Source organism: Flavobacterium arcticum (assembly GCF_003344925.1).
Classification (GTDB): domain Bacteria; phylum Bacteroidota; class Bacteroidia; order Flavobacteriales; family Flavobacteriaceae; genus Flavobacterium; species Flavobacterium arcticum.
Genome location: NZ_CP031188.1, coordinates 1,327,914 through 1,343,586, shown reverse-complemented (window position 1 = coordinate 1,343,586; position 15,673 = coordinate 1,327,914). Strand labels below are relative to the sequence as shown.

12 protein-coding genes and 1 tRNA gene are annotated in these 15,673 nt (G+C 35.8%); 8 read left to right on the top strand and 5 right to left on the bottom strand.

All coding sequences use genetic code 11. The annotated features are described in order from the left end of the window. The 3 genes from DVK85_RS06125 to rseP form a co-directional block, all read right to left on the bottom strand. A complete protein-coding gene (locus DVK85_RS06125; protein WP_114677595.1) occupies window positions 1-1,677 on the bottom strand; it encodes a DUF262 domain-containing protein in 1,677 nt (558 codons plus the stop codon). Window positions 1,678-1,822: 145 nt separating this feature from the next. Next, a tRNA-Asn gene (locus tag DVK85_RS06120) sits at window positions 1,823-1,896 on the bottom strand. A 148-nt stretch (window positions 1,897-2,044) separates the two neighbouring features. Then, window positions 2,045-3,379, bottom strand: a complete 1,335-nt coding sequence (gene rseP, locus DVK85_RS06115) for an RIP metalloprotease RseP (RefSeq protein ID WP_114677594.1) — start codon at window positions 3,377-3,379, stop codon at window positions 2,045-2,047. 244 nt (window positions 3,380-3,623) lie between these two features. Between rseP and DVK85_RS06110 the strand changes: the two genes are divergently transcribed. From DVK85_RS06110 to DVK85_RS06100, 3 genes are read left to right on the top strand one after another with little or no spacing between them, the layout of a single operon-like run. Then, window positions 3,624-4,664: a Gfo/Idh/MocA family oxidoreductase gene (locus DVK85_RS06110; protein WP_114677593.1), complete on the top strand. Its 1,041-nt coding sequence runs from the start codon at window positions 3,624-3,626 to the stop codon at window positions 4,662-4,664. Window positions 4,665-4,676: 12 nt separating this feature from the next. Then, a complete protein-coding gene (locus DVK85_RS06105) occupies window positions 4,677-5,627 on the top strand; it encodes an aldo/keto reductase (RefSeq protein WP_114677592.1) in 951 nt (316 codons plus the stop codon). Between the two features lie 23 nt (window positions 5,628-5,650). After that, entirely contained in the window at window positions 5,651-6,856 is a 1,206-nt protein-coding gene (locus tag DVK85_RS06100) for an MFS transporter (protein ID WP_114677591.1), read from the top strand. An 8-nt stretch (window positions 6,857-6,864) separates the two neighbouring features. On the opposite strand, the gene DVK85_RS06095 is transcribed toward DVK85_RS06100, so the two are convergent. Further along, window positions 6,865-8,787, bottom strand: coding sequence for a M1 family aminopeptidase (locus DVK85_RS06095; RefSeq protein ID WP_114677590.1), 1,923 nt, complete (start codon window positions 8,785-8,787; stop codon window positions 6,865-6,867). 151 nt (window positions 8,788-8,938) lie between these two features. Between DVK85_RS06095 and serS the strand changes: the two genes are divergently transcribed. The 5 genes from serS (at window position 8,939) to mgtE (ending at window position 14,681) form a co-directional block, all read left to right on the top strand. Then, a complete protein-coding gene (serS, locus tag DVK85_RS06090; RefSeq protein WP_114677589.1) occupies window positions 8,939-10,210 on the top strand; it encodes a serine--tRNA ligase in 1,272 nt (423 codons plus the stop codon). A 151-nt stretch (window positions 10,211-10,361) separates the two neighbouring features. After that, window positions 10,362-12,140, top strand: coding sequence for a tetratricopeptide repeat protein (locus DVK85_RS06085; protein WP_114677588.1), 1,779 nt, complete (start codon window positions 10,362-10,364; stop codon window positions 12,138-12,140). A 54-nt stretch (window positions 12,141-12,194) separates the two neighbouring features. Then, entirely contained in the window at window positions 12,195-12,515 is a 321-nt protein-coding gene (locus DVK85_RS06080) for a DUF4286 family protein (protein ID WP_114677587.1), read from the top strand. Window positions 12,516-12,559: 44 nt separating this feature from the next. Beyond that, the gene (gene rsmA / locus DVK85_RS06075) at window positions 12,560-13,339 is read left to right on the top strand and encodes a 16S rRNA (adenine(1518)-N(6)/adenine(1519)-N(6))-dimethyltransferase RsmA (protein WP_114677586.1); all 780 of its coding nucleotides are present in this window, start codon (window positions 12,560-12,562) and stop codon (window positions 13,337-13,339) included. Next, the gene (gene mgtE, locus DVK85_RS06070) at window positions 13,329-14,681 is read left to right on the top strand and encodes a magnesium transporter (protein ID WP_114677585.1); all 1,353 of its coding nucleotides are present in this window, start codon (window positions 13,329-13,331) and stop codon (window positions 14,679-14,681) included. The genes rsmA and mgtE overlap by 11 nt, the downstream gene beginning before the upstream one ends. A 13-nt stretch (window positions 14,682-14,694) precedes the next feature. Here mgtE and DVK85_RS06065 read toward each other — a convergent pair whose 3' ends face one another. Then, a complete protein-coding gene (locus tag DVK85_RS06065) occupies window positions 14,695-15,636 on the bottom strand; it encodes a hypothetical protein (protein WP_114677584.1) in 942 nt (313 codons plus the stop codon). Window positions 15,637-15,673: the final 37 nt, after the last annotated feature.

Genomic DNA, 15,673 nt, shown 5'->3' with positions numbered 1-15,673 from the left:
TTAGAAGTTTTTTATTACTGATTTAATTTCCTTTACGTAATCAATTCTATCGGTGTTATTCCAAAAGAATAAATCATTAGCATTTTGGCTATAGTACTTCAGGAAGACATTTTTTGTACAGATTGGAATGAATTCACCATTCTTATCTTTTTCTAATAATAATTTCCTTTTGAGAGGAAAAAAACTATTTCCAAGAGATGAATTAACACTATTTGAAAGGAGGGCTAAATTATCAATTGTATCAACGTCGGGCTGTCCAAAAAACTCAAAAATGATATTTTGAACAGAACGAAACTCCTTATCATCCTTAGTTATTTTGGAAAGATTAGATAATCTTTGGGTCTCAAGAATAATCTTATTTTTTTTCTTTTGCAATTGTTCTTTATCTTTTACGTCAATTGCTTTGATTTGCTTTTGCACATCTTTAAGCCATCCTATTATTGAATCAGTACTTTGCAACCCCTTATCCTTTTTGGCATGAATATGCTCTATACTCCAATTTTCTCTATTGAACTTGTCGAACGCAAATCGAATATAGCTGTTCGAGTTATTTAATATCGTAGCCACGTTAAATAAAAGCAACACTTTAAAAACCTCTGCGTAATTATTACTATAGTCTAATATTTCGATTTTATTAACGTTAACATCTGACTTGATTTTCAGTAATAAATCATCCACAAATTGGCTCTTATTTTTACCTTTAAAAAGTTTGTAAATGCCGTCGACTGAATAAGTATCGGTTGAAATTAAATATCCGATAAGGTGAAACAGTTTTCTATTATCAAACCAATATTTTAAGCTTAGGAATATTTTTTTGATGTTTTCACTATCCTCAGCCCAAAGATTGGTTATTAGTTTTTGTTTAGCAAAAAACCTGTAAGTTGAAAACTCGTCTTTAATCGGTTCGGTTGAAAAAATTTCAAATAACAATTCGATTCTTGTAGGATATTCTTTTCTCTTGGTTAAGAAATGCCAAAATTCATCGTTTTGCAGGGTCAACTCAATTTCATCCCATTCTTTTGCTATTTCAATCTGCCTAAGGTATTTCTCTGCAGTAGCAAAATTTTTACTATTCAGAAATAATGCTTTAATTAATTCAGCATTGGTTAACGGTATTTTCCCGCTGTTAATTCTTGTAAAAACTTCAATTTCATCTTCATTATCTTCGATTTCATACCAAATCACTTTAGTGTACTTTCCTAAATTAATATAGAACTCCTCTTTAATCGTAGATTCATTTTCCTCTTTTTCCTCAAACCATTTTTTTATTATAGCGAAGGCTTTACTGATATGATGGAAATCAATATTTTCATTGTTGATGTCCTCGGATATATTATTCAAGAAGGTCTTACTTTTTTCACGTGTTTCGAATTCGAGTGAAAACCTCTTTTTTTCTAAATAAACCAATATTATATAAATCGTAGTAAGCCTCTGTTGGCCATCAATCAGCCTAAAGTTAAGTTCGGTCACTTTATTTAAAATAACAGGCTGTAGGCAATAGAAATCACCCACGAGTTGAGATTTACTCTCTTTGTTCTGAATGAATTCATATATATCATTGAGTAAATCCACGACTTGTGTTTTATTCCATCTATAACCCCTTTGATACGATGGGATTAAAAATTCGAATTTTAATAAGTCATTGATTGATTTAAGTTCTATTTTACTTGTCCCCATAAAGTTTGGTCATTAGCAAACGTTAAGAAGTTTGCAGAACAAATATAGATAAAAAGTAATGTGAAAATTTCGGAGTACACTTAAGAAGTACACTTAGCTAAAAGAAAAAAGCCCTTACATTGCTGTAAAGGCTTCTCCTTCAATGCTCCCCCTCTTGGGCTCGAACCAAGGACCCTCTGATTAACAGTCAGATGCTCTAACCAACTGAGCTAAGGAGGAAACTGTATATTGTTTTGTAACTGTTACCGAAACTCGGTTGTAATTACATTATGTTTTTATTAACGTGCGAAGTACTAAAACATATCGCCTTTATTGCGGTGCAAATATATAACCATTTTTAATTTTCACAAACAAATTCGTGAAAATTTTAGAAGAAATTTTTCATTACTATCTGGTAGATATCTTTACCAAAAACTAACACCATGAGTGTTAATAATATAACCATACCTATTGTTTGTACTACGCCCGCAGCCTTATCGCCTAATTTACGTCCTGTAATCATCTCTGCGATGGTAAAAATGGCATGACCACCATCAAGACCCGGAATAGGTAGTATATTCATAAAAGCAAGTCCTATAGAAAATAGTGCTGTAAACTTCCAGAAAAATTCCCAATCCCAAGTGGTAGGCAACTTACTCGCAATTCCTACTACACTACTTACGTGCTGGTATGCTCCAGTACTTGGGCGAAGTATTAATTTAAACTGTTTAATGTTATATATAATTAAGTTATATGACTCATCCATTGCTTCTGGAATAGCACTAAAAAAACTATACTCTTCATTAACAAAATAATCTATGCCCGAAGGGACTTTTTGCGAAATACCAATTATACCTAGCGAGTCTACCGCAGTAGTAACAGTAAGCGGCTCATTTCCGCGTTTTATAGCAAGGTTTAATTTTCCTCCCTTATGCTCGTATGCCTGCTCGTTTAACTGGCTTCTATATTTAAGCGGCATCCCCTCGACACCTACTATGCTATCGCCTTTTTTAAGCCCTGCTTTTTCTGCATTACCTCCTGGCACAATGCTATCTATATAAGTAGTCGTTACCATCGGGTGAATAAAACTACGCCCTTCTTTATCTAATATCTCTTTTATACTTTCATCAGTAAGGTGTATGCTTACAGGCTTACCATCGCGCTCTACAGTCACCTCATCGCCTAACAGCACATCTAGTATCATTCTATCAAACCTAGGCTGGTATTTACCATCTACACTCAAAATTTTATCACCATCCTTAAAACCTGCCTTTTTACCTATTGTACCAAAAGCAAGCCCCTTTTCTTGTATTTTTTCGGTAGCTACATAGTTTTTACCATAAGTAGAATAAACAAACGTAAAAATAATCCAAGCTAAAAGTACATTTACAATAATACCTCCCATCATTATAATAAGACGTTGCCATGCTGGTTTACTACGAAACTCCCACGGTTGTGGTTCAGTTTTCATTTGGTCGGTATCCATACTCTCGTCTATCATACCGCTTAGCTTTACATACCCCCCTAAAGGTAACCAACCAATACCCCAAACCGTTTCGCCTATCTTCTTTTTAAATAAAGAAAAACCAGCATCCATAAAAAGGTAAAACTTCTCTACCCTTACTTTAAACATTTTAGCTGTTATATAGTGCCCAAACTCGTGTAGTATTACCAATATTGATAACATTAAAATCAATTGGGCTATCTGTGTAAATGTATCCATTCTTTAGTTTCAATTTTTATAAACGCACAAAAATAGTGTTTTCTGATTACTTACAACTATTTTTAGTATATATCGCCCTATGTTTTAAAAGTTTGTTAATAATAAGGTTCAGTAAGCATACTTCAACTTTTGTAAGTAATTTTACATTTGTTAAAAATTATCATACATCAATTGCAGTAAGACTCAATAGTATTACCATACCTAAAACTATCTGTTAAGGTAAAAATATAGAACAGCAAACAGAATGAAAAAAATAAAAACAGCCCTCGTGTCATACGGCATGTCAGGCAAAGTATTCCATGCACCATTTCTAAAAGCACATGATGGGTATGAACTCGTAGGAGCCTGGGAACGAAGCACAAAAAACATACAAAACGACTACCCTGAAACAAAAAGTTACGATACTATCGAAGCTCTTTTAAACGACACTATTGATTTAGTCGTTGTAAATACCCCTGTAAATACTCATTATGAGTATGCAAAAAAGGCATTACAGGCAGGCAAGCATGTACTTGTAGAAAAAGCCTTTACTACTAATGCTGCCGAGGCAGAAGAACTGCAAACATTAGCCAAGCAAAAAGGATTAAAACTAACGGTATATCAAAACCGCCGCTGGGACAGTGATTTTAAAACAGTACAAAAAGTATTGCAACAAAACCTGCTAGGCGATATTATAGAAGCCGAAATTCATTTTGACCGTTATAACCCAAACCTCAGCCCAAAAGCACATAAAGAAACAGGAGAGCCTGGTGCGGGAGTACTCTGGGATTTAGGTTCGCATATTATCGACCAAGCATTAGTGCTTTTTGGTTATCCTAAAGCGGTATTTGCCGACATCAGGAAAACTAGAGAAAACTCTAAAATAGACGATTGGTTCGATATTGTTTTATATTATACCGATAAAAGAGTTCGAGTTAAAGCAGGTTTTTTTATGCGTGAACCTATACACTCTTACATATTACATGGCAAAAAAGGAAGTTTCTTAAAAAGCCGTGCCGATGTACAGGAAGATGAGCTTAAAGAAGGTAAAACACCTGACAGTAATGATTGGGGTACAGAACCTAAAGATAAAGAAGGACTACTCCATACCGAAATTAATGGCGAAGTAGTAAAAAAACGAACCCCAACAGAGCAAGGTAATTATAGTGAGCTTTTTGAGCGTTTATATAACTCTATTATAAATAACACTGATGAGCCTGTTACCGCAGCCGAAGGTGTACAGGTAATGAAAATAATAGATGCTGTACAAGAAAGTAGCGCACTAAAACAAGTTGTTGAATTGTAATATTAAATAGAAATGAAAAAAAGACAATTAGGCACTACCGATTTATATGTTTACCCTATAACATTTGGAGGTAACGTATTTGGCTGGACAATAGACGAAAAAACATCCTTTGAAATACTAGACGCCTTTACAGGCGAAGGTTTTAATTTTATAGATACTGCCGATGCCTATTCGCGATGGGCAGATGGTAATGAAGGTGGAGAATCGGAAACCGTTATTGGTAACTGGATGAAGCAAAGAAAAAATCGCAACAACGTTATCATTGCTACAAAAGTAGGTTATGATATGGGTGAGGGTAAAAAGGGACTTTCTAAAAAGCGTATCCTGCAAGCGGTTGATGATTCACTCACAAGGCTACAAACAGACTATATAGACTTGTATCAAACCCATTTTGATGATGAAAACACTCCTATAGAAGAAACATTAGAAGCCTACCAACAACTGATAAAAGAAGGTAAAATACGCCACATAGGAGCATCTAACCTTTCGCCTGAAAGACTTACAGCATCATTAAATATCGCCACCGAAAAAGGATTACCTATTTACAAGACTTTTCAGCCACATTATAATTTATACGATCGTGATAAATTTGAAAACGGATTAGAACAAATCTGTTTAGACAACAACCTTGGCGTACTCAATTATTTTTCTCTCGCTAGTGGTTTTCTTACTGGAAAATATCGTAGTAAAGATGATTTTAGTAAAAGTCCTCGTGGCGGTGGCATGGACAAGTACTTAGATGAACGCGGATTAAAAATACTCGCTGCACTAGACAAAACATCTCATGAACTAAACACTACACAAGCAACAGTAGCATTGGCATGGCTTATACACCGTCAGTCTATTACTGCACCTATAGTGAGCGCCACCAGCCTAAAACAGCTAAACAGTATTATAAACGCACCCAAATTACCTATAACACCCGAACAGATTGAGTTCCTTACGCAAGAAAGCGCATGGTAATTATAAAAAATTAAAAGAGCATAATGCAGGAGAATAATACTAAGGAACACCTGCCTAATAAAAAAGGCTACAGCAAAGCAAAAACAGATTACCTCAACCGCATACGCTGGGCGGTGGGGTTGCTTTATTTTGCTATGGGGCTTTGTTTTGCCACTTGGGCAAGCCGCATCCCTGATATTAAAACATCGCTCGGTCTTACCGATGCCGATTTGGGTACAGTACTGTTTGCCATACCTTTTGGGCAACTGGCTATTATGCCATTCTCAGGAAGGCTTGCCACTAAGTATGGTAGCCATAAAACAGTGCTTATTGGGTTAGCAGCCTATATTCTTAGTCTTGTAGCGCTTGGGTTGTGTACTGAGCGTTGGCATTTATCGCTTATTCTTTTCTTTTTTGGTGTATCTAGCAATCTTACTAACATTTCTGTAAATACACAGGGTATTTATACCGAAGGCATTTTTAGACGACCTATCATGTCGGCATTTCACGGGGCGTGGAGTATAGCGGGCTTTACAGGCGCATTAATAGGACTAGGAATGATGGGACTAGGAGCAAGTCCTTTTATCCATTTTGTTATGGTAGCGCTATTACTTTTCATAGTAATACTAGTAAACTACAAGCACCTTGTTAAAGTAAAAAAACAACCATTACCGCAAAAAAGCAAACTATTCAGTAAACCAGACAACGTGCTTATGTGGCTTGGGGTAATGTCTTTTTGTTGTATGCTAAGCGAAGGTATAATGTTTGACTGGAGTGGTGTTTATTTTAAAGAGGTAGTAAAAGCACCAGGGGCTCTAGTGGTTTTAGGCTACGCATCATTTATGATAATGATGGCATTAGGACGTTTTTTTGGCGATGTTGCCATTAGAAAGTTAGGACGAAAACGAGTACTACAAATAAGTGGCTGCCTTATAACCATTGGGTTATTAAGTGCTGTACTACTACCCTACCTTATTACTGCAACTCTCGCCTTTATGATGGTGGGCGTTGGGGTATCGGGTGTTATCCCTATAATATATAGTGTTGCTGGTAAGCGACCAGGCATACCTCCAGGTATTGCTTTACAAACTATTTCGGGTGTTAGTTTTCTTGGCTTTATGCTTGGTCCTCCCGTTACAGGTTATGTAGCACAAGCTACCAGCTTAAGGGTATCATTTGCCATTATAGCTGTTTTTGGTGTGGGCATTGCACTTTTAGCAACTCATGTAAAAGCAATAAGCGAATCGTAAACTACTAATTACTCTTTTATAAATCGTAATTGTTTACTGCCTTTATCTGTTACAAGTGTAAGGAAATGCACCCCACTAGCAAGGTTTGAAACATTCCATTCAGTTTCATCATTACTTTCCAGTACTTTTTGCCCTAATGTGTTATAAAAAATCGCTTTTTCTAAAATTACACCTTGCGGAAGCTGCACACTCAGCTGTCCTGAAGCTGGGCTTGGGTATAAACGTACACCTGTAAGGTTGTTTATAAGTGTTGTCCCTAAAATATTTTGATTGTTAGCAGATATGATATTATTTTCAGGGTCAAATTCTATTGCGTTAAAAAGAAAAGGCACTGGTACTATAAACTCTTGCCCATCAAAGGTATTATCTAACACTACATCTTGTTGTTCTCCCTGAGTACCATAAATACGTATTGGCACAGGCATTTCGAAATAATCTACAGAAGAATGCGACTGGGTTTGATTTACCGTTATTTTAACCTCTCCCATTGCAAAATGCGCTATTGTAATGGTATAACTTGGGTAACCTTCCCTATAAACCCAATCCTGAAAAAACTCATTTAAATCCATACCAGACACAGCTTCTAAATGTGCTTGTAAATCGGGCGTTTTTGCATAACCATAAGCTAGTTCGGGATCAGCAAGATAATTTTTAACCCCTTGATAAAAATCGGTATCACCAAGTTTATAGCGCAACATATGTACCACCATAGCCCCTTTATTATACGTAAGCCTATTACTAAATATTCTGCCCACGCTGGTAGTATCAGTATCCGTAAGATATAAATTACCATCAGGAAGTGATGTAATATACTCAATGCGGTCAGCCTTCCATGCAGGGAAAAACTCTTCACTATCCATGTGCTCTACTACAAGCCCTGATAAATAAGTAGCAAAGCCTTCATTAAGCCATATATCTTTCCATGAACCACAAGTTACTTTATCTCCAAACCATTGATGAGCAAGCTCATGCGCTATTAGTTCGCGTCCAAAACTACCCATAAACGATACCGTAGTATGTTCCATTCCGCCAGGTATGCTACACTGTGCATGCCCATATTTTTCTTCATGAAAAGGATATGTTTCAAATAAGTCTTCAAACAATTCCATTATAGATGGTGTTACAGCTAACTGTGCTGTGGAATTATCAGCACTTTCAGGATATAGGTAATTGACTATAGGAAAAGTATTAGGTGCAGTACCTGCCGTTTGCTCATATATTGTATAATCTGTAACCGCTATAGCAATCAGGTAAGCAGGTATAGGAAAATTATGCTGAAAACGTGTAGTAGTTGTACCATTACCATTATCTATTTGCGATTGCTCCATTCCGTTAGAAACACTTTCATATTCTGATGGTGCCGTGATATATACATCAATATTGTCTATTTTATCGTTTAAATCTTGCTTGCATGGCCACCAGTCTTTTGCGCCATAAGGCTGAGATAATGTCCATATTTCAGGTATTCCATTATGATTACCTGTATTAAAACCATCCGAATCTAACGGTGGCTGTCCTGAATAGGTTACTATAATAGTATTTTCTGACCCCTCAATTAATGGAGTTGGAAAATTTACTATAAGCTCATCATTGGTGTTTTGTTCAAAAATAAGTTCTTCTCCTCCCATAGTAGCCATACTTACGGTAAGTTGCGATGCAAGGTCAAATGTAATATCAGGCATATCTTCTTTAGCCAAAAAAGTAGTAGTAACTACTCCATCTATAAAATTTATAGCAGGATCAACTTCAAATTCAAGCTGATGGTATACAATATCATAATCGCCTGTATTAATGTTAGCTGTAAAATTAGTAATACTATATGCCGATTTCATTTCGGCTTCTACTATCTGATTAAGGGTATCGTTATTATTCTGAGCAAATAATGATGGTAAGCAAAACAGTAAAGTAATTATTTGGGTAAAATTTTTCATTCTCAATGTGTTTTTTTCAAAAATAGGGAATAAAAAATAATTCTCAATTCATAAAAAGTTAAAGATAAGTACTTTGAAAGTTTATCAATGCTCAGGTATTAATAAAAAACAAATGATTAAATTTGCTCACTTTACAAAACATTATAAAACCATGTTACAGACAGTATTTATTAGAGAAAACAGAGAAAAAGTAATCCAAGCACTGGGCAAAAGAAATTTTGATGCTCAAGCGTTAGTTGATGAAATCATTGCACTTGATGAAAAAAGAAGAAGTACCCAAGCGGAACTTGATACTGTTTTATCGGAATCCAACAAACTGTCTAAAGATATTGGGGCATTGATGAAAGCAGGCGAAAAAGCCAAAGCTACACTACTTCGAGAAAAAACAGCACAGTATAAAGAGAATAGTAAAGAACTTAATGAGGTATTAAATACCACATCAGAAGAGCTAACACAAGCTTTATACAAATTGCCAAATACACCGGCTGATATTGTACCCGCAGGTAAATCGGCAGATGACAATGAAGAAGTATCTAGAGAAGGTGACATCCCTGCGCTACATGCAGATGCAATGCCACACTGGGAGCTTGCCAAGAAATATGATATTATCGACTTTGAATTAGGTAATAAAATAGCAGGAGCAGGTTTTCCTGTATATAAAGGTAAAGGAGCAAGGTTACAGCGTGCACTTATCAATTATTTTCTTGATAAAAATACTGGAGCAGGTTACAACGAGGTTCAAGTACCTCACTTGGTTAACGAAGCATCTGGCTATGGTACAGGACAACTACCTGACAAAGAAGGGCAAATGTATCATGTAGGGGTAGATGATCTTTACCTTATCCCTACTGCAGAGGTACCCGTTACTAACATGTTCCGCGATGTAATTATCGAAGAAAAAGACCTGCCTGTATTATGCACAGGCTATACACCATGTTTCCGTAGAGAGGCTGGTTCTTACGGGTCTCACGTACGTGGTCTTAACCGCCTGCACCAATTTGACAAAGTAGAGATAGTACGCATCGAGAAACCTGAAAACTCTTATGCTGCTTTAGATGGCATGGTAGAACATATTAAAGAAATACTTAAAGAGCTTGGTTTACCCTATAGAGTATTACGCCTTTGTGGTGGCGATATGGGCTTTACATCGGCACTTACTTATGATTTCGAAGTGTTCTCTACCGCACAAGATCGTTGGTTAGAGATAAGCTCTGTTTCTAACTTTGAGACTTTCCAAGCAAATAGATTAAAACTACGTTTTAGAGATAAAGATGGTAAAAATCAACTGGCACACACGCTAAACGGTAGCTCACTGGCATTACCAAGAGTACTGGCAGGACTACTTGAAAACTACCAAACTCCTGAGGGTATTGTAATACCAGAAGTTTTACGCCCATATACTGGGTTTGATATTATAAATTAGTAATTTTGTTACTAAAGGTAGGAACGCGGATGCCGCGGATTTTACAGATGCTCACAGATTTATACTTATAAATAGTTGTTTTGCGTTTATAGTTTAATCTTCGAGAGTTTGCCTAATCCGAGTTTTCCGCGTTCTATTTTTTAAAATAATTATGAAAAAACTATTTCTCTATATCGCTTTTATTTTTTCGGTTGCCGTTTTTGGGCAAAACGAACAATTGGCAAAAAATTATTTTGAAAAAGGAGAATTTGAAAAAGCACTCGTTATTTATGAACAACTAGACGAGAAGCAACCTAGCAATACTTACATAGCACAACGCATGGCTGCGGCTTACCAGCAGTTAGAACAATATGATGAAGCACAAAAACTACTATTAGAAAAGCTAGAAAGAACTAAACAACCCATGTTACTTGTAGAGATTGGGTATAACTATCAGTTACAAAAAAACACTCACGAAGCTGAAAACTATTATAAGCAAGCACTAGACGCTATAGCACAAAACCCTAGTCATGTATACAGCATAGCCAATACTTTCGAGAAAAAGGTATTAGCAAAAGAAGCACTGCAAGCCTATGAAATGGCAATAGCGATAAACAAAAGCTTGAATTTTGATTATCAAATGGCGTTACTACAAGGTCAGCTTGGCAACATGGACTTGATGATAGAAAACTTGCTCAACTATGCTTTTAAAAACCAAAAAAACTTACCCATAGTACAAAACCAACTCTCGCGATTTATGAACGAAGAATCGCCAGAAGCATTTAATACTGCACTACGAAAAACATTACTTATAAACACCCAGAAAACACAAGATATTTTCTGGAATCAGTTTCTAAGTTGGTTTTTTGTACAACAGCGTGACTACGGCAAAGCCTTTATACAAGAAAGAGCCATATACAAGAGAGAGCCTGATAGTTTTATGAACATAGTAGCCCTAGCAAAACTTACTGTTGAAGAAGGCGAAAACGAAACGGCACGCGACATACTAAACTATATACTAGAAAACACACAAGACCCTAACCTGCAAATGGAGGCGCACAAGTATCTGCTAAAAATGGATATTGCAACAACAGGAGAAAAAGAATATCTAGCTATCAAAAAACGTATCGACGATTTACTAGCACAATTTGGTATAAGCCCTTACTCACTAGAACTGCAATTGCTAAAAGCAAACTTTGATGCATTTTACCTTAAAGATCCTGATGCGGGTATTACAACTTTAAATACCGCATTGAAACTTCAATTGAACAAATATCAAACAGCCGAAGTAAAAATGAAGCTATCGGATATATTGTTGCTAGAAGAAAAATTTAATCAGGCAATAATATACTATGCCCAAATAGAAGAAGAACTAAAAAATGATGCCGTAGGGCATGAAGCAAGCCTAAAAGTGGCAAAAAGCACCTACTTTAAAGGCGATTTTGAGTGGGCACAAAAACAACTAAAAGTACTAAAATCATCGTCATCACAGCTTATTGCTAATGATGCATTAGAGCTTTTTTTACTAATTACTGATAACACAGTAGAGGATAGTACCCAAACGGCTTTAAAAAAGTTTGCTCGTGCTGATTTTAAACTATATCAAAATAAAAAAGCTGAAGCACTAGAAGGGTTCAAAAATATTATAACTACAGATAAAACCGAAAGCATACAAGATGTTACCCTATTACGCATAGGCAAAATATATGAAACACAAGGGCAATATGACCTTGCCCTACAATACTACCAGCAAATTATTGATAAATATGCCGAAGGTATTTATATAGACGAAGCCCTATTCTTCTCGGCAGAAATTTATTATAAAGAACTAAACGATACCGAAAAAGCTAAATCATTATACGAAAAAGTGCTTTTTGAACATCAAGACAGTATCTATTTCATAGAAGCAAGAAAACAGTTTAGACTGCTAAGAGGAGATACAACTATTTAGCCTTAGCAAACTAGGTCTATTATAAACAAAATATAAATTAAAGGATATAAAAAGATGATTATATACAACGTAACTATAAACATAGACGATAGCGTACACGACCAATGGTTAACATGGATACATGAAAAACACATCCCTGAGATGCTACAACTAGGTAAATTTACCGAAGCAAAAATGGTTAAAGTACTTGTAGAAGAAGAAATGGGCGGAGCTACTTACTCTATACAATTCCTTACTGAGAGCAAAGCAATGCTAGAACGTTACTATAACGAAGATGCACCTAGAATGAGAGAAGAAGGTTTAAAGCTATTTGGCGATAAAATGCTTGCTTTTCGCACAGAGTTAGAGTTATTAAAACAATATACGCTTTCATAACATTATTATTCAAGGACTGTATTACCAGACTATAAACAACTTATATGGATAAAGTAAGAGCAAAAAAACATCTAGGGCAGCATTTCCTTAAAGATGAGAGCATCGCAAAAAATATTGCCGATGCACTAACACTAGAGGGATATGACACAGTACTAGAAATAGGACCTGGTATGGGGATGCTCACTAAGTATTTGTTAGAGAAAGAGCTAAACACCTATGTTATAGAAATTGATAGGGAATCGGTTGAGTACCTAACAGAACACTACCCTAAGCTACATGGTAAAATAATTTCTGAAGACTTTTTAAATTATAATCTCGATAATGTTTTTGCCGATGTACCATTGGCAATAATCGGCAACTTTCCGTACAATATATCTACACAAATTGTTTTCCGTACGCTGCAAATGCGCGACAGAATACCCGAATTTGCAGGTATGTTTCAAAAAGAAGTAGCCGAACGTATCTGTGAGAAAAAAGGCAGTAAAACCTACGGAATACTATCTGTACTGGTGCAAGCTTTTTATGATGCTGAATATCTTTTTACCGTATCTGAGGATGTGTTTATACCACCTCCAAAGGTAAAATCAGGAGTACTTCGACTAAAGCGTAAAGAAAACTATCATCTGCCTTGCGATGAAAAATTATTCTTTGCAGTAGTAAAAACAGCTTTTAACCAACGTAGAAAAACACTGCGTAATAGTTTAAAAACCTATAACCTTTCTGATAGTTTAAAGGAAGAGAGTATCTTTGACCTTCGTCCGGAACAACTTTCGGTAGAAGACTTTATTATGTTAACCCAAAAAATAGCTGCCAATGGAATTTAAGGTTAGTAAGGATTTTGTCGCTCAAATAGAGCAATATGTAGAAGAGAATCGCGAAAAGGAATTACAAAACCTTCTTGACGATATTCACTACGCGGATATTGCCGAAATTATGGGTGAACTTAGCGATTCTGAAGCGACCTATATATTCCATATTCTTGACAGCGAAAAAACTGCCGAGATACTTCTTGAACTTGACGAAGAAGTACGAGAGAAAATTTTAAAAGAACTTTCGTCAAAAGAAATTGCCGAAGAGCTTGATGAACTTAGTACAGATGATGCTGCCGATATTATTGCCGAACTGCCACAAGACAGAAAAGAAGAGGTAATATCTGAAATAAATGATGTAGAACATGCTAAGGACATTGTTGACCTGCTTCGCTATGACGAAGATACCGCAGGGGGGCTTATGGGTAAAGAGCTCGTAAAAGTAAACGAGAACTGGAACGTGCTTACCTGTGTAAAAGAAATGCGCGAACAAGCTGTAAACGTGCAACGTGTACACTCTATATATGTGATAGACGATGAAAACAGACTTAAAGGCAGGCTCTCTCTAAAAGACTTACTTACTACATCGACCAAAACACCTGTAAGCGATGTTTATATACCCAAGGTAGACTATGTAAAAGTAAATACACCAGGTGTAGAGGTAGCACGTATTATGCAGCGTTATGACCTTGAAGCAATACCAGTGGTAGACGAGCTAGGCAGACTTGTAGGACGTATTACTATTGATGATATTGTCGATGTAATTAAAGAAGAAGCCGACAAGGATTACCAGTTGGCAGCAGGTATATCACAAGACGTAGAGGCAGATGATAGTATCCTCGACCTTTCTCGTGCACGATTACCTTGGTTAGTGCTTGCTTTATTAGGTGGTTTTATAACCGTTAAAGTATTAGGATTATTTGAGACAGCAATGGATGTACACAAAGAGCTTTTCTACTTTACACCGCTTATTGCTGCAATGGCAGGTAACGTAGGTGTACAATCATCAGCAATTATAGTACAAGGTCTTGCTAATAATACCCTTAGTGGCTCGTTATGGAAACGCCTTATAAAAGAAGTTTCACTAAGCCTTTTAAACAGCTCTATATTAGCCGTTATATTAATAGTTGGTAGTCATTTTCTTTTGGGGGTAACCTATGATGTTGGGCTTACTGTAAGTATATCGCTTATATCAGTAATTGTTATTGCCTCACTAATAGGTACATTCGTACCAATACTACTTAATAAATTTGGTATAGACCCTGCACTCGCTACAGGACCATTTATCACTACCAGTAACGATATTTGCGGGATATTAATTTACTTCTCTATCGCAAAAATGATATTAGGATTTTAACAACAAGTTTCATTCAAAAAAAAGTAACTTCAACTGCATAAACCTTCTTTTCCCAAATATAGATAAAAGCAAATCCTTTGTTATCAGTAAAAGATATTTGATAATAATAATTATCTGTAGGGTCTTTTAAAGGAGCACCCCAGTTCCTAAAAGTAGTAGAGCAAGGATAGTTTTCAATTATTTTTTCTTCGCTATCGCCAATTGCAATACCATCTACAGTCATAGTAAGGTTAACGCCATACTTCCCTGTAGGGTGATGTGCGTTTATAGTACTTATAACATCTGTATCGCCAAATAACACTTCTAAGTTATTTACCCAATACTCTTTAGCAACAACTATTCTCTTTCCGAAAATAGAATCTGTTCTTACCATTTGAAAAGGAATAATTTTATCTTCAAAACTTTTACGTTTCAGTTTATAAATGGGCTTATTATTTATCACTACCTTTTTTACCGAAACAGAATCGTACACACGCTGCATTATATCTGTTAAAAAATCTTTCGTTACAAAATCTCCAAAACCTTTATTAAGTACATTTTCCAATTTACTCTCTGCATCAAAATATTTCTTCTGTTGTTCTGGAAAAAAAATAGCACAATTATTTTTTGTAGTATAAATAGTATCTCTATAACTATTTATCTGCACCACATACATATTAGGTATTACCTGCCCTTTTTTATAGACCTGTCCTTTACAATCACATTCCTCAGCAGCCCAATTCTCTTTAGCATCTCGTTTAAGTTGTAATAACTGGTGTGCCAAATCAGAATCATAAGACACCGTTGCCTGCACTGTAGTGCCTACGGCAGAGACATCTTTTAAATAATCTTTTATGGTACAAGAACCATTTCTAAACATAACGCCTAAAGTATAAGCCGTTACTTTAGTATTATCTTTAATATCCTGTGCACTACAGGAAAAACTTATCAGTATAAAAAGTAAAATGTATCGCATAATATAATTAGTTGGTATTTTATAAAACTAATAATTT